The organism is Rhizobium sp. BK112 (assembly GCF_014193215.1).
Lineage (GTDB): Bacteria > Pseudomonadota > Alphaproteobacteria > Rhizobiales > Rhizobiaceae > Rhizobium > Rhizobium anhuiense.
Genome location: NZ_JACHYZ010000017.1, coordinates 104,810 through 126,174 on the forward strand (window position 1 = coordinate 104,810; position 21,365 = coordinate 126,174).

General features: G+C 60.8%; 22 protein-coding genes and 1 tRNA gene. 16 read left to right on the plus strand and 7 right to left on the minus strand.

Going from position 1 to position 21,365, the window contains the following annotated elements:
* Nucleotides 1-102 precede the first annotated feature (102 nt).
* The 5 genes from pip (at nt 103) to FHT75_RS31660 (ending at nt 5,175) form a co-directional block, all read left to right on the plus strand.
* Complete coding sequence (pip, locus tag FHT75_RS31640) at nt 103-1,077, plus strand: prolyl aminopeptidase (RefSeq protein WP_097623415.1); 975 nt, start codon at nt 103-105, stop codon at nt 1,075-1,077.
* Nucleotides 1,078-1,452: 375 nt separating this feature from the next.
* A complete protein-coding gene (locus tag FHT75_RS31645; RefSeq protein WP_047615296.1) occupies nt 1,453-2,058 on the plus strand; it encodes a transglutaminase-like cysteine peptidase in 606 nt (201 codons plus the stop codon).
* 203 nt (nt 2,059-2,261) lie between these two features.
* Entirely contained in the window at nt 2,262-3,047 is a 786-nt protein-coding gene (locus FHT75_RS31650; RefSeq protein ID WP_097623414.1) for a hypothetical protein, read from the plus strand.
* A 137-nt stretch (nt 3,048-3,184) separates the two neighbouring features.
* The gene (locus FHT75_RS31655) at nt 3,185-4,786 is read left to right on the plus strand and encodes a D-alanyl-D-alanine carboxypeptidase (protein WP_097623413.1); all 1,602 of its coding nucleotides are present in this window, start codon (nt 3,185-3,187) and stop codon (nt 4,784-4,786) included.
* A gap of 113 nt (nt 4,787-4,899) precedes the next feature.
* Nucleotides 4,900-5,175 (plus strand): hypothetical protein, encoded by a 276-nt coding sequence (locus FHT75_RS31660; protein WP_183845439.1) that lies wholly within the window; start codon nt 4,900-4,902, stop codon nt 5,173-5,175.
* 80 nt (nt 5,176-5,255) lie between these two features.
* Here the strand turns inward: FHT75_RS31660 and FHT75_RS31665 are convergent, their stop codons facing one another.
* Together FHT75_RS31665 and FHT75_RS31670 are read right to left on the minus strand one after the other, a co-directional pair.
* A complete protein-coding gene (locus FHT75_RS31665; protein ID WP_047615304.1) occupies nt 5,256-5,693 on the minus strand; it encodes a DUF1489 family protein in 438 nt (145 codons plus the stop codon).
* A gap of 60 nt (nt 5,694-5,753) precedes the next feature.
* A complete protein-coding gene (locus tag FHT75_RS31670) occupies nt 5,754-7,157 on the minus strand; it encodes an L-serine ammonia-lyase (RefSeq protein WP_097623412.1) in 1,404 nt (467 codons plus the stop codon).
* A gap of 299 nt (nt 7,158-7,456) precedes the next feature.
* Here FHT75_RS31670 and FHT75_RS31675 point away from each other — a divergent pair, with 299 nt between their 5' ends.
* Nucleotides 7,457-7,894 (plus strand): VOC family protein, encoded by a 438-nt coding sequence (locus FHT75_RS31675; RefSeq protein WP_183845438.1) that lies wholly within the window; start codon nt 7,457-7,459, stop codon nt 7,892-7,894.
* 3 nt (nt 7,895-7,897) lie between these two features.
* On the opposite strand, the gene FHT75_RS31680 is transcribed toward FHT75_RS31675, so the two are convergent.
* On the minus strand, nt 7,898-9,061 hold the full coding sequence (locus FHT75_RS31680; protein ID WP_183845437.1) for an acyltransferase family protein: 1,164 nt from the start codon (nt 9,059-9,061) through the stop codon (nt 7,898-7,900).
* 306 nt (nt 9,062-9,367) lie between these two features.
* Between FHT75_RS31680 and FHT75_RS31685 the strand changes: the two genes are divergently transcribed.
* Nucleotides 9,368-10,132, plus strand: coding sequence for a DUF599 domain-containing protein (locus FHT75_RS31685; protein WP_063473974.1), 765 nt, complete (start codon nt 9,368-9,370; stop codon nt 10,130-10,132).
* A complete protein-coding gene (locus tag FHT75_RS31690; RefSeq protein WP_183845436.1) occupies nt 10,132-11,121 on the plus strand; it encodes a heparan-alpha-glucosaminide N-acetyltransferase in 990 nt (329 codons plus the stop codon). The genes FHT75_RS31685 and FHT75_RS31690 overlap by 1 nt, the downstream gene beginning before the upstream one ends.
* A 24-nt stretch (nt 11,122-11,145) precedes the next feature.
* Here the strand turns inward: FHT75_RS31690 and FHT75_RS31695 are convergent, their stop codons facing one another.
* Together FHT75_RS31695 and mgtE are read right to left on the minus strand one after the other, a co-directional pair.
* Nucleotides 11,146-11,538 (minus strand): MerR family transcriptional regulator, encoded by a 393-nt coding sequence (locus tag FHT75_RS31695; RefSeq protein WP_018242133.1) that lies wholly within the window; start codon nt 11,536-11,538, stop codon nt 11,146-11,148.
* Between the two features lie 63 nt (nt 11,539-11,601).
* Nucleotides 11,602-13,017, minus strand: coding sequence for a magnesium transporter (mgtE, locus tag FHT75_RS31700; protein ID WP_047615313.1), 1,416 nt, complete (start codon nt 13,015-13,017; stop codon nt 11,602-11,604).
* Nucleotides 13,018-13,271: 254 nt separating this feature from the next.
* Here mgtE and FHT75_RS31705 point away from each other — a divergent pair, with 254 nt between their 5' ends.
* From FHT75_RS31705 to FHT75_RS31715, 3 genes are all read left to right on the plus strand, one after another.
* Nucleotides 13,272-13,766 carry a peptide deformylase gene (locus FHT75_RS31705; protein WP_063473929.1) on the plus strand — a complete coding sequence of 165 codons (495 nt, stop codon included), beginning with the start codon at nt 13,272-13,274 and terminating at the stop codon, nt 13,764-13,766.
* Between the two features lie 81 nt (nt 13,767-13,847).
* Complete coding sequence (locus FHT75_RS31710) at nt 13,848-14,357, plus strand: BON domain-containing protein (RefSeq protein WP_097631245.1); 510 nt, start codon at nt 13,848-13,850, stop codon at nt 14,355-14,357.
* A gap of 310 nt (nt 14,358-14,667) precedes the next feature.
* Complete coding sequence (locus FHT75_RS31715; RefSeq protein WP_063473927.1) at nt 14,668-15,033, plus strand: hypothetical protein; 366 nt, start codon at nt 14,668-14,670, stop codon at nt 15,031-15,033.
* Nucleotides 15,034-15,093: 60 nt separating this feature from the next.
* On the opposite strand, the gene FHT75_RS31720 is transcribed toward FHT75_RS31715, so the two are convergent.
* Both FHT75_RS31720 and lipB read right to left on the minus strand, forming a co-directional pair.
* Nucleotides 15,094-15,738, minus strand: coding sequence for a methyltransferase family protein (locus FHT75_RS31720; protein WP_047615318.1), 645 nt, complete (start codon nt 15,736-15,738; stop codon nt 15,094-15,096).
* A 250-nt stretch (nt 15,739-15,988) separates the two neighbouring features.
* On the minus strand, nt 15,989-16,708 hold the full coding sequence (gene lipB / locus FHT75_RS31725; RefSeq protein WP_025555017.1) for a lipoyl(octanoyl) transferase LipB: 720 nt from the start codon (nt 16,706-16,708) through the stop codon (nt 15,989-15,991).
* A gap of 182 nt (nt 16,709-16,890) precedes the next feature.
* Here lipB and FHT75_RS31730 point away from each other — a divergent pair.
* From FHT75_RS31730 to FHT75_RS31750, 5 genes are all read left to right on the plus strand, one after another.
* Nucleotides 16,891-16,975, plus strand: a tRNA-Leu gene (locus FHT75_RS31730).
* A gap of 97 nt (nt 16,976-17,072) precedes the next feature.
* The gene (locus tag FHT75_RS31735; RefSeq protein ID WP_176707336.1) at nt 17,073-18,023 is read left to right on the plus strand and encodes a DMT family transporter; all 951 of its coding nucleotides are present in this window, start codon (nt 17,073-17,075) and stop codon (nt 18,021-18,023) included.
* Between the two features lie 97 nt (nt 18,024-18,120).
* The gene (locus FHT75_RS31740) at nt 18,121-18,825 is read left to right on the plus strand and encodes a hypothetical protein (protein ID WP_063473925.1); all 705 of its coding nucleotides are present in this window, start codon (nt 18,121-18,123) and stop codon (nt 18,823-18,825) included.
* A 75-nt stretch (nt 18,826-18,900) separates the two neighbouring features.
* Nucleotides 18,901-20,910 (plus strand): acetyl/propionyl/methylcrotonyl-CoA carboxylase subunit alpha, encoded by a 2,010-nt coding sequence (locus tag FHT75_RS31745; protein ID WP_183845435.1) that lies wholly within the window; start codon nt 18,901-18,903, stop codon nt 20,908-20,910.
* 114 nt (nt 20,911-21,024) lie between these two features.
* Nucleotides 21,025-21,365: alcohol dehydrogenase catalytic domain-containing protein (locus tag FHT75_RS31750; protein WP_183845453.1), on the plus strand; the 341-nt coding region annotated here is incomplete at its 3' end.

The window sequence follows — 21,365 nt, forward strand, 5'->3', positions numbered from 1 at the left end:
AGGATTGTGCAGTAATTTGCGTCCGGCAATGCCCCGCCCTCGCCCATCTTCCCTTTGTCAGCGATATGATGGATAAGGTCGGCTTCGACCGCAGGGGCACCGATGTCAGCTCTCTATTCGGAAATCGAACCCTATGATCATGGTCTGCTCGATACGGGTGACGGCAATCTGATCTACTGGGAGGCTTGCGGCAATCCGGCGGGCCAGCCGGCGCTGGTGCTGCATGGCGGACCGGGCTCCGGCTGTTCGACCACGGCGCGGCGCTATTTCGATCCCGGTGCCTACCGAATCATTCTGTTCGATCAGCGCAATTGCGGCCGCAGCCTGCCGAGTGCTGCCGATCCCGAAACCGATCTCTCCCTTAACACCACCTGGCATCTCGTGGCCGACATCGAGCGGCTGCGCGCCTGTCTCGGCATCGACACCTGGCTGCTTTTCGGCAATTCCTGGGGTTCGACGCTGGCGCTCGCCTATGCCGAAACCCATCCGGAGCGGGTCGCAACGATCGTCCTGTCAGGCGTGACCACCACCCGCCGTTCGGAAATCGACTGGCTCTCTCGCGGCATGGCGCCGCTCTTTCCGGAAGAATGGCACCGTTTCCGTCAGGCCATTCCCCCAGGGGTGCCGGGTCGAGAGGAAGACATGGTTGCCGCCTATCATCGTCTCCTCAACGATCCGGACCCGGAGACCCGCCTCAAGGCGGCGCGCGACTGGCATGATTGGGAAGCGGCCTCGATCCTGCTTGCTGATCCCCAAGGCCTGCCGCGCCGCTGGGCTGATCCCGCCTATCTGCTGACGCGCGCCCGCATCATCACTCATTACTTCAGCTATGGCGCATGGCTGGAGGATGGCGAACTGCTGAAGAACGCCACGCGGCTTGCCGGCATTCCCGGTATCCTGCTGCAGGGAAGGTTCGACATCGAGGCGCCGCTCGTCACTGCCTGGGAACTCGCCCGCGCCTGGCCGCAAAGCGAGCTCAGCGTCCTTCCGCGTGCTGCCCATTCCATCGCAAATCCGGACATGAGCGCGGCGATCGTCGCAGCGACCGATCGATTTCGCGATATCCAGCAAAAATAATTTTCCCGCCGGCATCAGGGGTCTGAGCGATATTCCGCTTTTGAACCGACCGAATCGGTCCATTCCGGCGACCTTTCCGGCCGGTCGCACCCCGCCTGAGATCGCCAGCCGGCCACCGAAAATTATCCGGCTCAACGAAAACCCTTAACATGAGGACGGCAACGCAACCTCTTGGCGGGTGAAAGCCTTGTTGCGTGAATTACAATTTTAATCGATTTCGCGACAAATCCGCTTCGAATTTTATGCGCATTCGAATCTGTTTTTAGCCAAGTTTTATCGGCATTTGAATCAACTAAGCCTTTAATTCTATTGCGTAATTTTGCGAGAGGTAAAAACGTCTGTGCCATTGTCACCCTAACTTACGGGGAGACGGCAATGACAACTGCAAATATCCTGAAAGGCGGCCTTCTGGCCGGTGCCATCACCATGGCAATGGCGGGTTCGGGACAGGCGATGCCCGCCAGCATGGCCCTGGCGGGCAATGCCAGCCCGCCGATCGGACACTATGAATTCTGCAAGGCGAATCCAAAGGAATGTGTCGAAGTCGGCGGCGATGCCGGACCGGCCATCCTCACCGAGGATCGCTGGAAGGAAATTCTCAAGGTCAACTACGCCGTCAATTCGACGATCCAGCCGATGACGGATGAGCAGATCTACGGTGTCGAAGAGCGTTGGGCCTATCCAACCACCGTCGGCGACTGCGAGGACTATGCGCTGCTGAAGCGCAAGATGCTGATCGACGACGGCTTCTCGCCGTCCGATACGCTGATAACAGTCGTGCTCCAGCCGAATGGCGAAGGCCATGCCGTGCTGACGGTCCGCACCGATCACGGCGACTTCATCCTCGACAACATGCGCAACAAGGTGCTGCTGTGGTCGGATACCGAATACACCTATCTGAAGCGCCAGTCCGCCGACGATCCGGCCCGCTGGTCGAAGCTTCAGGACGGCCGCGCTGTCGCGGTCGGTAGCGTCAAGTAGGAACAAGCCTGCCGGCCATGTCGGCTGCAGTCTGCGGCCCGGTCAGTCCCCGCATCCCGTCCCCGACCGGCGCCCAAGAGCCGTTCCCGCTGTCCCGGGAACGGCTCGCCCCTTTTTTAAGGCTTGCCTTCAGCCCCTTAGCAAATTGTTAACCATACCGATCCGATCATACCGATGAGATTCATCATCGGTACCGGCGGCTCATGTTCTTCCTGGGGCGGACCGAAACGCGAAGAACCACCATGAGCCATGCCGCGCACAGCGCAACCGACGAGCAACCGCTTCTTTCCATGGGGTTTCTCTTCCGCACGATGGCGGTGATCGCCATTCTGGCGGCCCTGACTATTGCCATCAGCATCGGCGGCCGTTGGTTCGGCAGGCATATCTCGCTCGCCGGCAACACCGACAGCACGGCTGAAATCATGCTGGCCATCGGCCGCGACACCGTCAAATTCCCGGAAAATGCCATCCGCTTCCCCAGTCAAAGGCATGAGGGCGCTGCCGAGCGCGTCGATCTCTACCTCGCCTGGCCCGAAATGCAGGGTTACGGCAAGGAAAATCACCTTCGATTCGACGATGTCGCTCAATCCTCCGGCCTGATCTTCCTGCAGATCACACAGAGCACCATGTCGCGCGACATGTCGGGGCGGCTGGAGCCGATCTATTCGCATCTGCTCGAAGGACCGGCCGAGCCTTTCCGCGACGGACTGACGCTGCATCGTCTTCGCGCCGATGCCGGTTACGGTGACGAAGTGTTGCTGACGGCGCCCCTCAAGGGCAGGCCGGACTACGTCGTGCGCTGCATTTTACCTTCAGCCCCGGACAAGGCGGCGAGCGGAGATTGTCAGCGCGATATCAAGGTCGGCAGGGATCTCAGCGTTCTCTACCGTTTCTCGAGCAGCCATCTCGACGAGTGGGAACATATTGATGCCGCTATCCGCACCTTTGTGGACGCGCGTCTTGTGAACCGTTCTGCGACAGGTCCCTAAAATGCCCCCCGGACAGCGAAATAAACGATTCATCATAAACGGATTGGTAACGCCCAACCGGTAATTTTGAAAGACGAGCTGTGCGGCGGGAGGTGTGCGGTTCCTGCCCCAATATCCGAAATGCCAAATATCTGAAAATGCAAGCGAAGAGTGGAATAGTGTCAAGGTCAGTCTCCTCCGTATCATCGTCCCGATCCGGCAGCTTTTTCGCAAAGCTGCTGGCGATCCTTTCGGTGGCTGTCACGATCGTCCTGGTCGATTCGGTGAATGCCGACGCGGAAGCGGCGAACCCGAAATATGCGGGCATCGTCGTCGACGCCAAGACCGGCAACGTTCTCTACAGCGAGAATGCCGACCGGCTGCAATACCCCGCCTCCCTGACCAAGATGATGACCCTCTACATGACCTTCGAGGCGCTGGAGCAGGGTCGCATCCGTCTCGATACACCGGTTCCCTTCTCCGCCCATGCGGCAGCCCAGGCGCCGACCAAGCTCGGCGTGCGCGCCGGCGGCACGATCACCGTCGAGCAGGGCATTCTCGGCCTCGTCACCCTGTCGGCCAATGATGCAGCAACCGCACTCGGCGAAATGCTAGGCGGCGGCAGTGAGGATCGCTTCGCCCAACTGATGACCGCCAAGGCACATGCGCTCGGCATGACCCGCACCACCTATCGCAACGCCAACGGCCTGCCGAATACGGCGCAGATGACGACAGCCCGCGATCAGGCCCGCCTCGGCATCGCCCTTCGTCAGCATTTCCCGCAATATTACGGCTATTTCTCCACCCGCGCCTTCAAGTTCGGCAGCCGCACGATTCGCAGCCACAACCGCCTCGTCGGTTCGGTGCGCGGTGTCGACGGCATCAAGACCGGTTACACCCGCGCTGCCGGCTTCAACCTGGTGAGCTCGGTGCAGGTCGACGGCAAATCGATCGTCGGTGTTGTGCTCGGCGGCGCCTCGACGCCTGCCCGCGATGCCCAGATGCGCAATCTGATCGCCACCTACCTGCCGAAGGCATCGAGCCGCGGTGGATCGTCGGCGCTGATCGCCCAGGCAGCCCCTGCCCCGGCGATGATCGAAACACCTGCTCCGGTCCAGCCGCAGAAGGCCCAGCAGAAAGCTCAGCCGCAAATGGCCCAACAGCAGGTCGCAAAGACGATCACCGCAGCGCAGCCGCCGGTCTCTGCCACCGCTGCCGATCTCAGCCTGCCGCATAAGGGGCCGATGCCGGATGCCCGCTATCAGGTCGCCGAGACCGAAGTCGCTTATGCCGAGACCGCTCAGTCGAAATCCGACAATCCGCTGGTAGCACAGCCGATGCCGGCGCCGACCAAGGTCAAGACCATGACCTTCAAGCAGCAGGCCTCGGTCACGGTACCGACGCCGGCGCCCGCCTCCATGGCGCCGGAACAGGGCGATACCGCTGTCGATAACGTCACGACCGCTTCGACCACTCCCTCCCCGACTCGTGCTGCTTCAATCAGCAACGGCCCGACCGGCTGGGTCGTGCAGGTCGGCGTCTCGCCGAGCCGGCAGATGGCCATGGACCTTCTGGAAAGCGCCAAGAGCAAGGGCGGCAAGGCACTGGCCTCGGCAAAGCCTTTCGCAGTCGCCTACGCCGCTGGAGGTGACCAGCTTTACCGTGCCCGCTTTGGTGGCTTCGACGACCAGCGCGATGCGGTCAACGCCTGCAAGGCCTTGAAGAAGGCCGGCATCAAGTGCTGGGCGGCTGCCCAATGAGCTATTCGATGCTGCCTGCAAGATGGCCGGCGGCATCGGTAACGGCCGGAATCGGTGTTTGCGTTTCCGGCCACAATTCTTGAACTCGATCAGTATTGCGTACGGGGAAAACAATGGCGATCAATGAGAATTTTCCGGGAGTGCCTTCAGACCGCCGCACGGCGACCAAAGGGCGCTCATCTCTGCATCCGCTGCACGAGGCGGCTTTGCGCCTGGCCGAGATCGGCCTGCAGCGGTCGAAGGCGAAATCTCCGAAGACCCGGGATCTCATTAATCTGCTGCTTTGCCATGGCGCGCGCGCCTGGCGCTATTCCCAGCCCGAAGCCCGGATCCACCTGCATGTGACCTCGCCGGACGGCAGCGCGCCGGTGCAGTTGCGCCTGCGCTGAACTGCGGAGAGCGGCAGCGTCTCCGATCGGACGGCTGCCACACGCATAAATCGTTCGGAAATTGTTTCTGATTTACGGGCTTACAGCAGGCCAAGTTCCGTAAGCTCGCGGCGAAGATCCGCGGGCATTTCGGCAATGCCGGCGCCAAGGCTTGTCAGGTCGCGCGGCACGTCGTCCTCAGTGTAATAACGCCAGCCCTGGAAGGGACGCTTCGGCTGCACCGCCGTCTCGATGACCTCCGGGCCGAGCACCAGGCGGCAGCGCGAAATCCCCTCGCCGTCCGTGAAGGTCTCGATGCCGAGCAGCTTCTGCCGTGCCTGCACCTGCCCCTTGATCACCCAATAGAGCGAACCGCCGTCAAGCAGCTCCTCCATGCGTTTCGGCACCATGCGCGTCGTATGCACCGAATGCGGCTCGAGGCCGGCGGCAATGGCGCGCAGCGCGCGTTCCGCCACCCATTCGCGCAGATCGTCTATCGAGTCGGCGCCGACACAGAGTTTGATGAGATGCAATGCCATGCTGCCGTTGAAATCCTTTTGGCAGCGAGCGTCAAGAGCAAGCTTCCAGCGTCCACAAACTCAGCATTCGACGACATTGACGGCGAGTCCCCCGGTCGATGTTTCCTTGTATTTCTCGCTCATGTCGTGGCCGGTCTGGCGCATCGTCTCGATACAGGCATCGAGCGGCACGAAATGCTGGCCGTCGCCCTTGACGGCAAGTGATGCCGCGGTGACCGCCTTGACCGCGCCGAGCGCGTTGCGCTCGATACAGGGAACCTGCACCAGGCCCGCGATCGGATCGCAGGTCATGCCGAGATGGTGTTCGAGCGCGATCTCGGCGGCATTCTCGATCTGCTCCGGCGTACCGCCCATGACCGCGGCAAGGCCCGCGGCCGCCATCGCCGCCGCCGACCCGACCTCGCCCTGACAGCCGACCTCGGCGCCAGAAATCGACGCATTGTGCTTGATGATGCCGCCGATGGCAGCCGCCGTCAGCAGGTAGTCGCGAATACCGTCCTGATCCCAGTCCTCGTGGAAATGTTCGTAATAGCGGATCGTCGCCGGAATGACACCGGCCGCCCCGTTGGTCGGCGCCGTGACGACGCGCCCGCCGGCTGCATTCTCCTCGTTGACGGCCATCGCATAGACGCTGAGCCAGTCGTTAGCGAGCAGCGGGTTGACGCGGTTGCTGCGCCACTCCTCCTCGAGCTTGTCGTGAATCCGGCGGGCGCGACGCTTGACGTTGAGGCCGCCGGGCATGATGCCCTCGACCTTGAGGCCGCGCTCGATGCAGGAGCGCATCGCTTCCCAGATGCGGTCGAGGCCCTGATCGAGCTCCTCGCGGCTACGCTGGCTTTCTTCGTTCGCCCGCTTCATCTGCGCGATCGACAGTCCGGAGCGCTCCGCCATCTCAAGCATCTGCTTGGCGGTGGCGAAGGGATAGGGGACGCGCGTTCCGCCGGCCGCGTTCTTCTTCGCCCGCATCTGTTCGAGCTCGGTGTCGGTGACGACGAAGCCGCCGCCGACCGAATAATAGATGCGCTTGAGGAGCAGCCGGCTATCCCTGTCATAGGCCGAGAAGATCATGCCGTTGGCGTGGCCGGGCAACGGCTGTTTCTTGTCGAAGATCAGGTCGGTCTTCGGCTGGAACTGATAGGCGGGATGGCCCGCCGGCGTGATGCGGCCGGTGCGCTCCACAGTATCGATGATGCCGTCCATTTTGTCAGGATCGACGCTGTCGGGCGCCTCGCCCATCAGCCCGAGAATGACCGCCCTGCCCGTGCCGTGGCCGATACCGGTATGGGCGAGCGAGCCGTGCAGGCTGACCTTGATGGCTGCGACCTGTGCGCCCGACGACGGGCGCGGCCATTCACTCGACAGGATCAGGTCGAGAAACCGGTTGGCCGCCGACATCGGACCCATCGTGTGCGAACTCGACGGCCCGACACCGATCTTGAAGACATCGAATACCGAGAGAAACATGGGTGCGCCTTCTGAATACAAGGATGCAAGCATAAGCGGGGCCGGTTTAAAATCCGCGCGGCACACCGACATCGCATGGAGCCGGTGCGACATTCGGTGCACACGAGAGCGTCCCGCGTCCAATGGGACGCTCCAGCACTTTGAGTTTGCGCATAATCCTTTCCGAAAATCGAATCCGATTTTCGGGGTTATGCGCCAAACCAAGCGGTCCGCCTTGTCAGTCACTATAGCATTTCAAATGGGAAGGTTTGCACAACTTGTCCGTTGTTAGACGAGACGACACATTGTAAATTGAACGCATGGCGCTCAAACGGATGGACAACGTAGGAATCGTCGTCGACCACCTCGGAGAGGCGATTGATTTCTTTGGCGAGCTCGGTCTCGAGCTCGAAGGGCGGACCACGATCGAAGGAGAATGGGCCGGACGTGTCACTGGACTGGGCGATCAGCGCGTCGAGATTGCCATGATGCGCACGCCGGACGGTCACAGCCGGCTCGAACTCTCCCGCTTCCTCACGCCACCCACTGTCGCGGATCACCGCAATGCCCCGGTGAACGCTCTGGGCTACCTTCGCGTCATGTTCACGGTCGATGATATCGACGAGACGCTTGAAAGGCTCCGCAGGCGCGGCGCGCAACTCGTGGGCGAAGTCGTGCAGTACAAGGACGCGTATCGGCTCTGCTACATCCGCGGGCTTGGAGGGCTTCTCATCGGACTCGCCCAAGAGCTCAACTGAGCACTATGCGCGAAGCTTCTCGTCGCGACTATCCTGAATGACCGTGCCGTCGGCCCCATCCTGGGTTTCGGGCATAGCGCCGTGCAGCAGGCGCTTTTCGATCTCTTGCAGGTTGACGATCGCGCGATCCATTTGATCAGCCGGAGTTTCGTGCGGAACCATGCGCGTGCGATTATTCTGCCATAGCCTGACCAGCAGCCGACGACCGGGAGCCTCGATCGTCTCGTGGATGAACCATGCCCCGGCTACCGCTACGAAAAGCGTCGCCACGATGAGCGCCGGTTCGGGCATCAAGCCATCAAAAGTCAGACGCGCCAGGAACATTATGGGGACATGGAAAAGGTAAAGTGAAAAGCTGATCTTCCCGAGAAACCGTACTGGTGCAGCTGCCAGGACATCTGCAGCGATCGGGGGTTGTCGAGCGACGAGCCCGACGATGACGGCTGCGGCCACCGCGCTTTGCAGGCTCCAGAATTCAGGGGAAAAGCCCGGGAAGATATGCCTGTAAGTGAAAAACACCGCCAGAAGGAAAAGCGTTGAAATTCCTGTGAGGGTCGATGGAATCCAGCTGCCCCAGTAGGAATGCATCATTCCGGCAAGTGCGCCGAAAAGAAAATAAGGGAGCTTGGAGACGAGCATTATTCCGGGGCCTGGCAATTCAACCAGGCCGTCCACGACGACGACCACGGTGAGCCCCACAATCATGCCGCTATAGCGTTGCGGCTGGGCCAAGCAAAGCCACAGAACGAGAAAGAGCAGATAGAATTGGATCTCAGGTGGTATCGACCAGAAAACACCACTGGAGCCGAGAAGAATGACATGGCGCACAAAATCCGCGCCGCCCGCGATCGGCTGAACAAAATCCAGATTTTGCACGCTCGACAGCATCGCTACCAGAACGACGGCCGCCAGATAGACCGGGTAAATGCGGGCAAAGCGGCTCACAAGAAAATCCAACACGTTTTCTCTCGTGACCGGCCGTGAGCCGTAGAGATGAGCCATCAGGAAGCCGCTAAGAGCAAAAAACAAACCGACAGCTTCGTCGCCCATCGACACGAGATGCGGAGCTGTGATTGGAAAGATAAAGCCAATATGGGCTCCAACGACCAGAAGCGCAGCGACACCGCGCAGGCCATCGAGACTCGGGATGTAATCCGGCCGGCTCATGGGTCACTTTTGAATCAGCTGTTCAGGTTCAGTCCTGAACAATTGGCCATCACAACTTTACAAGCGGTTAACACGGTGCGCTCTCGTCTGCCGGTTGCCACGCAAGCTCGTTGATAACACGGATTTCAGCGCGCTCCCTCCGGAAGATGCCGGTCGGTTGTCCACTAAGCCTTGTCGTTTCCCGACGGCTCGATTATGCCGAAGTGCCGCATGGCCAAAAGCCCGCGTATAGCCGCCGAACTCGGCCATGCGGCACAATCCGACTTGCGGCATAGTGGCCGCGTTCATGCGGAGACTGAATCACTGATGACGACGGCGGATTATATCGCTCTGGCCTTCTTTGCCTGCGTCTGGATGGGCTATTCCTGGCTGCTGCACGGCCGCACCTTCTTCGGACGCACCAGCCTGACCCATGCGATGACCGAACGGCGCCGCGAATGGATCTACAATTCGCTGCGCCGCGACCTGAAGATGATCGACACGCAGATCATGGCCGGCTTGCAGAACGGCACCGCCTTCTTCGCATCCACCTCGATCTTCGCGATCGGCAGTTGCTTTGCCTTGCTCGGCGCGACCGAGAAGGTCGACGCCGTCTTCGCCGACCTGCCTTTCGTCTTTCATGGCGGCCACGCCGTTTTCGAGATGAAGGTCGGCGGGCTGGCTGCGCTTTTCGGCTACGCCTTCTTCAAATTCGGCTGGTCCTACCGGCTGTTCAACTACTGCACCATCCTATTCGGCTCGATCCCAATGATGCGCGACACTGAGCGCGACGTCATCGCCGCCGAGCGGGCCGCCGAACGCGTCATCCGCATGAACGTCATTGCCGGCAGTAATTTCAACGAGGGCCTCCGGGCGATCTTCCTGTCGATCGGCTATCTCGGCTGGTTCATCAACCCTTATGTCTTCATGCTGACCACGGCGATCGTCATCTTCGTGCTGGCGCGGCGGCAGTTCTTCTCGGAGGCGCGACTGGCGATCATGGATGCCGGCCCGCCATCAAATCTCAACCTTTCTGCTATTCGCCGCGACAAGCCGTCAAGCGGCGGACGTGATTTGCCCGAGGGACTTTGATGACATTGCCGGCAACGGAAACCGATGTGGTGACAAAACCGCCGCGCATCGGTCTATTGGATACGGCGCGCGGCGTCGCGCTGATCGCCATGGCGAGCTACCATTTCAGCTGGGATATGGAGTTCATGGGCTATCTCGCGCCGGGCACGGCCGAGACCGGCTGGCTGAAGATCTATGCCCGGGCGATCGCCACGACCTTTCTCTTCATCGTCGGCATCAGCCTGGTGCTCTCGAGCAAGCCCGAGATTCGCTGGCCCTCCTTCTGGAAGCGCTTCGGCATGATCGCCGCGGCAGCCGCGGCAATCTCGATCGCCACGCGCATCGCGATGCCGGACGAGTGGATCTATTTCGGCATCCTGCATTGCATCGCGGTGCTCACCCTCATCGGCGTTGTTTTTTTGAGACTGCCGCTTGCCTTCACCCTTATCGCCACGCTCGCGCTCTTTGCCGCCTGGATCACCGATAATTTCGGTCCACCCGGCCTGCTTCGCTCGTCCTTCTTCGATCCCCGATATCTCGCCTGGATCGGCCTTGCGGTGATGCCGGAACGATCCAACGACTACGTGCCGCTGTTTCCCTGGGCAACGCCCTTCTTCGCTGGTTTAACTATTGCCTCGATCGCCATCAGAACCAGACTGCTGCACCGGCTTGCCGCCATCGGCACCGGTTCCTGGTGGCCGGCAAGGCTTGGCCGCCACAGCCTTGCCTTTTACCTCATCCACCAGCCGGTATTGATCGGTATCGCCTATGGGCTTTCCCTCGTCGTCCCACCGCAGGCGCCTGATCCGGTTGCGACTTACCTAAGGCAATGCAACGCCTCCTGCGTCATGCAGCAGGGCGAAGCTCTCTGCCGCAGCTTCTGCCAGTGCACGCTGGAGAAATTGCAGGCGCAGGCCCTGTTCACGCCGCTTCAGGCGGGCGCGATCGATATACAGAACGACGAGCGGGTCCAGACAATTGCCGCAGAATGCAGCGCCGAGGCGGAATGAATTCGCCGACAATACCGCGCGTGATCAGGTGGTGACGCCGATTTCGGCCAGGCGGCCGAGGCAGGTCTCTTCGATAGCGTCGAGTTCCGCCAGCGTGTCGTCGATATCCTTGCGCTTCTGGCGCAGGTCGTCACGCTTCTCATCGACGCGCTTCATCAGGAGCTTCAGCTGGCCGAGTTCGCCCGGCGGCTCCTTGTAAACCTGGATGATCTCGCGGATTTCGGCGATGGTGAAACCGATGCGCCGGCCGCGGAGAATTTCTGCGATGAGCCGCCGGTCGGCTTGCCGGAACAGGCGGGTGCGCCCACGCCGCTCCGGATGGATCAGTCCCTCGTCCTCGTAGAAGCGGAGCGTGCGCGTCGAGACCCCGAATTCGCGCGTCAGTTCCGTTATGCTATAAAACTTGTTCACCGGCATGTGTTCCCCGTCGTCGGACAGACGATAATATTGACTTTTACGTAATAGTCAATTTTTGGCGGTTCAGATACCGAACCACCAGGTGGCGATACCGAGAAAGGCGAAGAAGCCGGTACAGTCCGTCACCGTCGTGACGAAGACGGAAGAGGCGATCGCCGGGTCGGCCCCCACCTTGTCGAGCAGCAGCGGCAGCAGGATGCCGGCAAGGGCTGCCGCTATCAGATTGATGATCATCGCCGCCGCAATCACGCCGCCAAGCTGGTAGTCGTGAAACCAGGTGCCTGCGATCGCGCCCATGATCGTTGCGAAGACGATTCCGTTCAGGATGCCGACGCCCGCCTCTCTGCGGATGATGCGGCCGGCATTGTAGATGTCGAGATCGCGAGTGGCGAGCGCGCGCACCGTCACCGTCATCGTCTGCGTGCCGGCATTGCCTCCCATCGAGGCGACGATCGGCATCAGCACGGCGAGCGCGATCATCTTCTCGATCGAGGCGTCGAACAGACCGATGACGCTTGCTGACAGCATCGCCGTACCGAGGTTGATTAAAAGCCACAGGAAGCGCGAACGCGCCGTCGAGAGCACATTGTCGGATAGCTCTTCGTCGCCGACGCCGCCGAGGCGCTTGATGTCCTCGTCGGCCTCCTCGTGGATGACGTCGACGACATCATCGATGGTCAGCACGCCGACCAGTCGGCCGTTCTCGTCGACGACAGCAGCCGAGAGAAGGTCGTACTGCTCGAAAAGCTGAGCAGCCTCCTCCTGGTCCATCTCGGCAGGGACCGGATGGTTGGTCTCGCGCATGATCTGCTCGATCTTCGTCTGCCGCTTGGTGCGCAGGATCTGATCGAGATCGACGGCGCCGAGCAACTTGAAGGTCGGATCGATGACGAATATCTGCGAGAAGGAATAGGGCAGATCCTCCTCGTCGCGCATGTAATCGATCGTCTGTCCCACCGTCCAGAACGGCGGCACCGCGACGAATTCCGTCTGCATGCGGCGCCCGGCCGAGCTTTCGGGATAGTCGAGCGCCCGGCGCAACCGCACCCGCTCGGTGAACGGCAGCTGGGCAAGGATTTCTTCCCGGTCTTCCTTGTCGAGATCTTCGAGAATGTAGACGGCATCGTCCGAATCGAGCTCGCCGATCGCCGCGGCGATCTGCTCGTTCGGCATCTGGTCGACGATCTCGCGGCGGATCACCTCGTCGACCTCGGTCAGCGCCGTCATGTCGAAATCGTCGCCGAGCAGGCGCACCAGCGCCAGGCGCTGATCCGGCTGGATCGCTTCCAGCAGGTCGCCTATTTCGGATTCATGCAGGCGGGCAACGTTCTGGCGCAGGAACAGCGTGTCGCGGTCGGCGATTGCGGCGCCGACGAGCGCCAGAAAATCGCTGCGGACATTGCCGTCCTCGTCGTAGATATCGGCTTCCTCGCCGTCAGGACGCCTGCGAATGCGGTCTTCCCCGTCGGTGGTCGTCATCTGCCGCCCTCGCACCTGGTTCGAATTTCAACGACTGCCGTGCCGCATTCGCAAATGTCGGCCGAAAACACATTGTCAACAAGCGGATAAGCGAATCCCGCGCGAGGCTCCCGCAGCCGGAATTCTTGGCCCCTGCTAGCCCAAAGCATTCGCGTCGTAAAGCGGCAAACCGTGCTTCGTGATGACAATGCCTGCGGCCGGCGATAGTTTCCTCACCCGTCCAAGCAGAGCCCGTCCAAGAGGAAGCCAGCCCCATGCCCATCCGTCCGATTCTGCGTTATCCGCATCCGGGTCTGAAGACAGTCTGCGCGCCGGTGACGGCATTCGATTCCTCACTCACGGCACTTGCCGACGACCTGCTGGCGACCATGCGGGCCGCGCCCGGCGTCGGCATCACCGCCGCCCATATCGGCGTCTTCAGCCGTGTGACCGTGCTGGAGTTCGACAGGGCCGACGGCGTACGTCTCTACGTCAATCCGGAAATCACCTGGTTTTCGAAGGAGACGATGAGCCATGCCGAAGGCAGCGTCTCCATGCCTGGCGCGACCGACGAGGTCACGCGCCCGCGAGCGATCCGATTCCGCTATCAGGATGCAGAAGGCGCCATGCACGAGGACGGCGCCGAAGATTTCCTCGCCATCTGCATCCAGCACGAGGTCGACCAACTCGACGGCATTTTCTGGCTGCAGCGCCTCTCGCGGCTGAAACGCGAGCGTCTCGTGAAGAAATGGGAAAAAACGTCGGCCTGACAAATCCCCTCCACACCGAACCATTCGCTGATGCCGGCGTTTCCAGCAAAGGAACCCGGCAAAAAACAAGGAGCGACTGCAATGGCAAGGATCGGTGACAAGACCCAGTTCTCCCGGGAAAAGCCTGAGCTTTCCCGCGAAGAAGATTATCGCGACCTCGAGGAACGCAATCTCGACGACGGCTGGCCCTATGCCGACGGCACCGGCGCCGACCCCGCCAACCGCCCCTATGGCGAGACCGCAGCCAATTTTGACAGCGATCCCAACAGGGGCTTCCGGGTCGATGGCACGGACGAGGACGGTAACGAGAATCGCCTGACGGATTCGCTGCGCGCCGATACCATCGACCGCGATGAAAGCGACGACCTCGAAGCGCGGGTCAACGACAATCTCGAAAACATTCCTGAAGTCGACATCGACAGCATCGAGGTTCACGCCGACGGCCACGTCGTCACCCTGGAAGGCTCGGTGGAGACGATCGGCATCGCCCGCAAGGTCGAACTCGCCGCGCTTTCGGTCGATGGCGTCCATCATGTCCGCAATAAACTGCAGCTGACCGGCGTCGACGCGCATATTCCGAACGAGGACTGACACCCAACATACGGATCATAAGCGGGAGGCGCCAAGGCCTCCCCACCCCTCCGCCTACATTACCAAAAGTTAACAATTTAAGATTGCAGGCCGATCCATTTTTGTGAGTGCCGTATTTTGTTATTTTGCTTAGGCGGCTTGCGTAACGAGAACGTCAATTTCGTTGACAACACTGTGATTTCATTTGGACAAAAGGTCGCGGCTACGTCGTCATCTTTTCACAAAATTGCCTGAATTGGGGCGCGAACTCGTGCGTGCCGAGGGTTAGTTTATGTTGTGGAATTCAACAGCAGATTGAGGAGATAGACCCATGCGCATCAAATTTGCCCTTGCCGCGTCCCTGTTCGCCGTCAGCCTTGCAGGCGCTGCCTTCGCCCAGCCGACCTATTCCGACGACTACACCAATGACAGCGACGGTTTTGCACCGAGCCCGGTGTCGAAGCCGGCCCCGGTCCATTACAGCAGCCGCAAGGCCCCGGCCTATTCCAGCGACTACACCAATGACAGCGACGGTTTCGCCCCGAGCGCCATGGCCGCCCCTGCCGTCGACAAGACCGCAACGGCGAGCATCGCCCCCCTGCCTCCGTGCCACAGCATGATTGGCCCCAAGGGCTCCCACACCAAGGGTGCCGACAGCGGCGCATCCCGCACCGAAGCATGCCGGGCAACGCATTGATCCGATAAAAGAAAGGGCCGGAAATCGGCCCTTTCTTTTTCGATCTATTTGTCTGTCGTTTCAGAATAGGAATGGAACGAGCCGGTAACGGGTTCTGCCCATGAAGGCCTCGTAAGCAGGATCCTGTTTGAGCAGGCGCTCTTCCGCCAGGAGGCGGAAACACTGCGCGGCAAGGGCGGTCGCATAGATGGCAAAATTCCAAAAGCTCGGATGGGCCAGGAAGAAGCCGATATGCGTCATCAGATAGCCAGCATACATCGGATGGCGGATAATCTTGTAGGGTCCGCCGATCTTGACGCCACGATTGGCCGGCACCAAGCCAAAGCTTCGCCGCAATGTCAGCTTTGCCGATATCTGCAGGATGAAACCGAGTGCCATCACCGTCCCGCAGAGTGCGAGCGGCGCGAGAGGCGTGGTCGCGGAGGGTGAGACGAGCAGCGGGAAGAGCGTGCCGATGGCGGTGACCGTCCAGTCAAAAAGGCGCAGCGACGCATTTCTCGTCGGTCGGCGTGTCAGGATCAGGAAGGCCGCAGCGCCCTCCGAAACGATCAGCAGGAAATCGATGATCGCCCGGTTATCCTGCATCTGCGGCAGAACACGCATGACGATCGCGACGAAAAAATACCCGATGAGGACCTTCTCGACAATATCGAGAACGAAATACACATCGAAGATCGACCAGCTTGCCGCTGAGTTTTTTTTCATTGTCCGCAAGACTTCCACATCCACAGCGTTGTGATGTCCTATATATTTGCCACCGCTAATTATAGGTTAAGACCTTCACCCACATCTCGCAGTGCAGCGATTTGATTTGCTGATCCTGACCCTAAAATGCGCCAGGCGACATCGTCCGAAGGGAAATGGGCGCTCAAGAACTGCGCGTCTACAATGTCGCGCGACGCATTGATCCGCGGAAAAATGCAAATTGCCCCGGACAAGTCGCCGTCATGCTGAGTCAGTTCTCGCCCGTCGTTTCGCCGAAAACCGACTCGAAGGCGGTGCGCAGCCGGATATCGACATCGGCCATCATCACGGGCAAGCCAAGATCGACGAGACTGGTCACGCCATAGGCTGATATCCCGCAGGGCACGATCCCGCCGAAATGATCGAGATCCGGATCGACGTTAAGCGACAGTCCGTGGAAGGTCACCCATTTGCGCAGCCTTATGCCGAGGGCGGCGATCTTGTCCTCGGCCATCGTCCCGTCCGCCAGCACTGGCTTTTCCGGCCGACGCACCCAGACGCCGACGCGATCTTCACGTCTCTCGCCACGAACATTCATCATGTCGAGCGTGCGGATGACGACATCCTCAAGGGCGGCGACGAAGGCGCGCACGTCCTGGCGCCGCCTTTTCAGGTCGAGCATGACATAGGCGACGCGCTGGCCGGGTCCATGATAGGTATATTCACCGCCACGCCCCGTCGCAAAGACCGGAAAACGGTCCGGCTGGACGAGATCGCTCGCATTGGCGCTGGTGCCGGCAGTATAGAGCGGCGGATGTTCGACGAGCCAGACGAGCTCGTCTCCGCCATCTGATATCACCGCCACCTCGCGCTCCATCGTCGCCACCGCCTCCTCATAGGCAACGAGGCCATCGGCGATGCGCCAGCGCACCGGGCGGGTGCCGGGTTGGGGAAGCATGGAGAATTCGAGATCGGTGCGAAGCATGGCCATTCCTTGCCGCTCTCCCCGAAATGCCTGCAAAAAAGGGGCGGCAGGACAGCTATATGGACCCGTTTCGGGGCCAATTCAAATGCTGTGAGCGGTTTTCAAAAAAACTGTCATATCGCCCTTGTGCACCCCAGATGCTTTTGCTACATGCTGCCCCGCCGACGCAAATCGGCACCTACCACGATGCGGTCGTGGCGGAATTGGTAGACGCGCAGCGTTGAGGTCGCTGTGGGGCAACCCGTGGAAGTTCGAGTCTTCTCGACCGCACCATTTCCCTTCAGGGGAACGCTTTCTAAGCGACGATTTCGACATCACCTCGAAGCTATTTGCGGCTACCTGGCTTGATCGCCCGGCTTTGCCGTGATTGATGGCGTCATCCTCGCAAGAATCAGCAGCCATGTCAGAGCCCCATCAAAATTCCCTGCAGGGCATGGCCATCATGTCCGGCGCCATGCTCATCCTGCCGACTATGGATGCGATCGCCAAATACATGGCGACCTTCGAGGCGATGTCGCCGGGTCAGGTGACCTTCTATCGATTCTTCTTCCAGATCGCCTGCACCCTGCCGATTCTTTTCGCCCTTTTCGGGCTCAAGGCGCTTTCGGCCCGGCGGCCGTGGATGAACCTGCTGCGCGGTGCGCTGCATGGGGGCGCGAGCCTGCTGTTCTTCGTCGCCGTCAAATACATGCCGCTTGCCGATGTCTTCGCCATCTATTTCGTCGAGCCTTTCATGCTGGCCGCCCTGTCGGCGCTGTTTCTCGGAGAGAAGGTCGGCTGGCGGCGCTGGATAGCGATCGTCGTCGGATTCGGCGGCGCGATGATCGTCATTCAGCCAAGCTACGAGATTTTCGGCCTGAAGGCGCTGCTGCCGGTCGCCTGCGCCTTTCTGTTCTCGCTCTATCTCTTCCTCAACCGCGCCATCGGCGAGGCCGATTCGCCGCTGACCATGCAGACGATGGCCGGAATCGGCGGAACGGTCTTCATGGCCGCCGCCCTTCTCGTCGGCAGCAGTTCCGGCAATGCCGATTTTACCGTCTCTCTGCCCTCCTCCGGTCTCGGCCTTGTCCTGTTGCTCGCCCTCGGCACGATCTCCGGATATGCGCATATGCTGGTGGTCCGGGCTTTCCGGCTCGCGCCGCTGTCGCTGCTTGCGCCGTTCCAATACTTCGAGATCATCTCGGCGACCGTTCTCGGCTATGCGCTGTTCAACGATTTCCCGAGCTTTTCCAAATGGATCGGCATCGTCATCATCGTTGCATCAGGCCTCTTCATCATCTGGCGCGAGCGGTTGCAGGCGCAATCGTTAAAATCCTCCTGACCCCGGGAATATCGGGTTAACTCCGCTTCTTGAGGGATCGTCAATTCGCAGACGATAAAACAGTTTCCGGTTTCATGATGAAGCCTGGAGTTAAAACATGAGCGAATTTCGTCTCGCTTTTCCGGCCTGTGTCGTGGCCGGCAAGCATCGGCTGACGGCCGAAGATATTATACTGTTGCGCAAACATGCTTTTCCGCATGGCATTCGGACATCCGACGATGTCGTGGCGATGTTGGCGCTCAATAATTCCTGCCCTGAAAAATGTGCCGCGTGGAACGCTTTCTTCGTCGAACAGCTCGCCGGTTTCATCGTCCATTATACCTATCCGCAAGGCTCGCTTGATGAAATCAACGTCGCCTGGATCATGCGCATGTTCACGACCGATGGTGTCGTCAACTCGGCGCTGGAACTCGAGCTCATTCTCCATGTCATGGAGATCTCGGCCGATGTCCCGGGTGAATTGAGAGCGCTCGCCCTCGATCAGCTCCGACTGGCGATCACCGACAATATCGGTGGCTACAAGCTGTCGCGTGCCGTCGACCGCCGGGGTATTACCCGCCAGGACGTCGATTTCGCGATGCGCATCTTCAGAAGCGTCGCCGAGGGCGGCATCATCCCGGTCTCGCCGGTCGAATACGGCGTGCTCCAGCAGATCGAGCAGGCAACACTGGCCGGCGCCAATCATCCGCATTGGGCGGGGATCATGGCCGCCGTCAAGCTGCGCGAATATGCCGAGCCGCGGCGCAGCCGCTGGCTGCGCATCGTCGACGAAGAACCCGTCTCGGAAGCAGCCGTCGCCTGACCCTCCGCAAGCCTGATTGTGCGTTCCGGTGTTTTGTGCGTAAAACTCCGGGATGCATTTCTGGGTGGAGTCTCGATGTTCAAGAAAATCCTGATCGCGAATCGCGGCGAAATCGCCTGCCGCGTGATCAAGACTGCGCGCCGCATGGGCATTCAAACCGTCGCGGTCTATTCGGATGCGGATCGGGACGCGCTGCATGTCGAGATGGCCGACGAGGCCGTGCATATCGGCCCGGCCGCCGCGTCGGAAAGTTATCTGGTTGCCGAAAAGATCATCGCTGCCTGCAAGGCGACTGGCGCCGAGGCGGTGCATCCGGGCTACGGCTTCCTCTCCGAACGCGCCTCCTTCTGCGCCGAGTTGGAAAAGCAGGGAATCGTCTTCATCGGCCCGAAGCCGAAGGCGATCATGGCGATGGGCGACAAGATCGAATCGAAGAAATTCGCCAACGCCGCCGGAGTCTCCACCGTGCCCGGCCATCTCGGCATCATCGAGGATGCCGCCCATGCGGAAGTGATATCAGCCGGGATCGGCTATCCCGTCATGATCAAGGCTTCGGCTGGCGGCGGCGGCAAGGGCATGCGTATTGCCTGGAACGAGGCGGAGGTGCGCGACGGCTTCGAGCGCGCCCGCTCGGAGGCGAAGAGCTCATTCGGCGACGACCGTGTCTTCATCGAGAAATTCGTCGTTGAGCCGCGCCATATCGAGATCCAGGTCCTGGCCGATGCACATGGCAACGTCGTCTACCTCGGCGAACGCGAATGCTCGATCCAGCGGCGCAACCAGAAGGTCGCGGAAGAGGCGCCCTCGCCTTTCCTCGACGAAAAAACCCGCAAGGCGATGGGTGAACAATCGGTGGCCTTGGCGAAAGCCGTCGACTACCAGAGCGCCGGCACCGTCGAGTTCATCGTCGACCGCGACCGCAATTTCTATTTCCTGGAAATGAACACCCGGCTGCAGGTCGAGCACCCGGTGACCGAGTTCGTCACCGGCATCGATCTCGTCGAGCAGATGATCCGCGTCGCAGCGGGCGAGCCCCTTCCCTTTGCTCAAGGAGATGTCAGGCTCGACGGCTGGGCGATCGAGAGCCGGCTCTATGCCGAAGATCCCTACCGCAATTTCCTGCCCTCGATCGGCCGCCTGACGCGCTACCGCCCGCCGGCGGAAGGCAGGACCGGCAATGCCGTCATCCGCAACGATACCGGCGTCTTCGAGGGTGCGGAGATCTCGATGTATTACGATCCGATGATCGCCAAGCTCTGCACCTGGGCGCCGACGCGGCTCGAGGCGATCGAGGCCATGGGCCGGGCGCTCGACGGCTTCGTCGTCGACGGCATCGAACATAATGTTCCGTTCCTGGCGGCGCTGATGAAACATCCGCGCTGGCGCGAGGGCCGGCTTTCCACAGGCTTCATCGCCGAGGAGTATCCCGATGGTTTCGCGCCGATGAAACCGGAGCCGCAGGAGGAGGCCGTGCTTGCCGCCATCGCGCTGTCCGCATCGCTGATCGAGGCGAACCGCCGCGAACGTTTCGCCGATCGCCTGCGCGCCGCATCGGGCGCGCTGCGCGAGCACTGGGTGGTCAAAATCGGCGACAACCACGTCGCCGCAAGATTGCTCGACGGTCTCGTCACCATCCCTTTCGATATGGACATGGCGATCGAGGACGAGAGCCGGAGTGTTGTCACCGACTGGAGACCGGGAGACCCTGTGTGGAGCGGCAAGGTCAGCGGTCGCGACATCATCGCGCAGGTCCGTCCCGTTCTCAACGGGTTGCGCATCGACTGGCAGGGGCTTTCGGTGAGGGCCAAGGTGTTTTCGCCACGTCATGCCGAACTCGACAGGCTGATGCCGGTGAAGCTGCCGCCCGATACCTCCAAGCTCCTGCTCTGCCCGATGCCCGGCCTCGTCATCGCCATCGCCGTTGCCGAGGGCCAGGAGGTCAAGGCCGGTGAGACGCTTGCGATCGTCGAGGCGATGAAGATGGAAAACGTGCTGCGCGCCGACCGCGATCTCGTCGTCTCCAAGATCAATGCTGCAGCCGGCGAAAGCCTGGCCGTCGATGCCGTGATCATGGAATTCGCCTGAAAGGGAAAGACCGGGCGGCCGGGTGTTTTTGCTTGAGCCGAGTTCGTCGACCATGCCAAGCGCGAGCCCGATAAATCAGCTGGGAAGCAACAAAATCAGCAGGGAGATATGAAGATGGACGTTCGCGCCGCCGTTGCCGTTCAGGCCGGAAAACCGCTCGAAGTGATGACCGTGCAGCTGGAAGGGCCGCGGGCCAGCGAAGTGCTGGTCGAGGTCAAGGCGACGGGCATTTGCCACACCGATGATTTCACCCTGTCGGGCGCCGATCCGGAAGGCCTGTTTCCGGCCATCCTCGGCCATGAGGGCGCCGGCATCGTCGTCGATGTCGGCCCGGGCGTCACCTCGGTGACGAAGGGCGATCACGTCATTCCGCTCTACACGCCTGAATGCCGCGAGTGCTATTCCTGCCTGTCCCGCAAGACCAATCTCTGCACCTCGATCCGCGCGACCCAGGG

Excerpts from the sequence above, each read along its gene's own strand:
- FHT75_RS31745 (WP_183845435.1), top strand. The coding sequence starts at position 18,901 with ATGTTCAAGAAAATCCTGATCGCGAATCGCGGCGAAATCGCCTGCCGC.
- mgtE (WP_047615313.1), bottom strand. The coding sequence starts at position 13,017 with ATGACGACCACCGACGGGGAAGACCGCATTCGCAGGCGTCCTGACGGC.
- FHT75_RS31645 (WP_047615296.1), top strand. The coding sequence starts at position 1,453 with ATGACAACTGCAAATATCCTGAAAGGCGGCCTTCTGGCCGGTGCCATC.
- FHT75_RS31685 (WP_063473974.1), top strand. The coding sequence starts at position 9,368 with ATGACGACGGCGGATTATATCGCTCTGGCCTTCTTTGCCTGCGTCTGG.
- FHT75_RS31670 (WP_097623412.1), bottom strand. The coding sequence starts at position 7,157 with ATGTTTCTCTCGGTATTCGATGTCTTCAAGATCGGTGTCGGGCCGTCG.
- FHT75_RS31720 (WP_047615318.1), bottom strand. The coding sequence starts at position 15,738 with ATGAAAAAAAACTCAGCGGCAAGCTGGTCGATCTTCGATGTGTATTTC.
- FHT75_RS31710 (WP_097631245.1), top strand. The coding sequence starts at position 13,848 with ATGGCAAGGATCGGTGACAAGACCCAGTTCTCCCGGGAAAAGCCTGAG.
- FHT75_RS31740 (WP_063473925.1), top strand. The coding sequence starts at position 18,121 with ATGAGCGAATTTCGTCTCGCTTTTCCGGCCTGTGTCGTGGCCGGCAAG.
- FHT75_RS31715 (WP_063473927.1), top strand. The coding sequence starts at position 14,668 with ATGCGCATCAAATTTGCCCTTGCCGCGTCCCTGTTCGCCGTCAGCCTT.
- FHT75_RS31695 (WP_018242133.1), bottom strand. The coding sequence starts at position 11,538 with ATGCCGGTGAACAAGTTTTATAGCATAACGGAACTGACGCGCGAATTC.
- FHT75_RS31735 (WP_176707336.1), top strand. The coding sequence starts at position 17,073 with ATGGCGTCATCCTCGCAAGAATCAGCAGCCATGTCAGAGCCCCATCAA.
- pip (WP_097623415.1), top strand. The coding sequence starts at position 103 with ATGTCAGCTCTCTATTCGGAAATCGAACCCTATGATCATGGTCTGCTC.
- FHT75_RS31705 (WP_063473929.1), top strand. The coding sequence starts at position 13,272 with ATGCCCATCCGTCCGATTCTGCGTTATCCGCATCCGGGTCTGAAGACA.
- FHT75_RS31655 (WP_097623413.1), top strand. The coding sequence starts at position 3,185 with ATGCAAGCGAAGAGTGGAATAGTGTCAAGGTCAGTCTCCTCCGTATCA.
- FHT75_RS31675 (WP_183845438.1), top strand. The coding sequence starts at position 7,457 with ATGGCGCTCAAACGGATGGACAACGTAGGAATCGTCGTCGACCACCTC.
- FHT75_RS31690 (WP_183845436.1), top strand. The coding sequence starts at position 10,132 with ATGACATTGCCGGCAACGGAAACCGATGTGGTGACAAAACCGCCGCGC.
- FHT75_RS31680 (WP_183845437.1), bottom strand. The coding sequence starts at position 9,061 with ATGAGCCGGCCGGATTACATCCCGAGTCTCGATGGCCTGCGCGGTGTC.
- FHT75_RS31665 (WP_047615304.1), bottom strand. The coding sequence starts at position 5,693 with ATGGCATTGCATCTCATCAAACTCTGTGTCGGCGCCGACTCGATAGAC.
- lipB (WP_025555017.1), bottom strand. The coding sequence starts at position 16,708 with ATGGCCATGCTTCGCACCGATCTCGAATTCTCCATGCTTCCCCAACCC.
- FHT75_RS31650 (WP_097623414.1), top strand. The coding sequence starts at position 2,262 with ATGTTCTTCCTGGGGCGGACCGAAACGCGAAGAACCACCATGAGCCAT.
- FHT75_RS31660 (WP_183845439.1), top strand. The coding sequence starts at position 4,900 with ATGGCGATCAATGAGAATTTTCCGGGAGTGCCTTCAGACCGCCGCACG.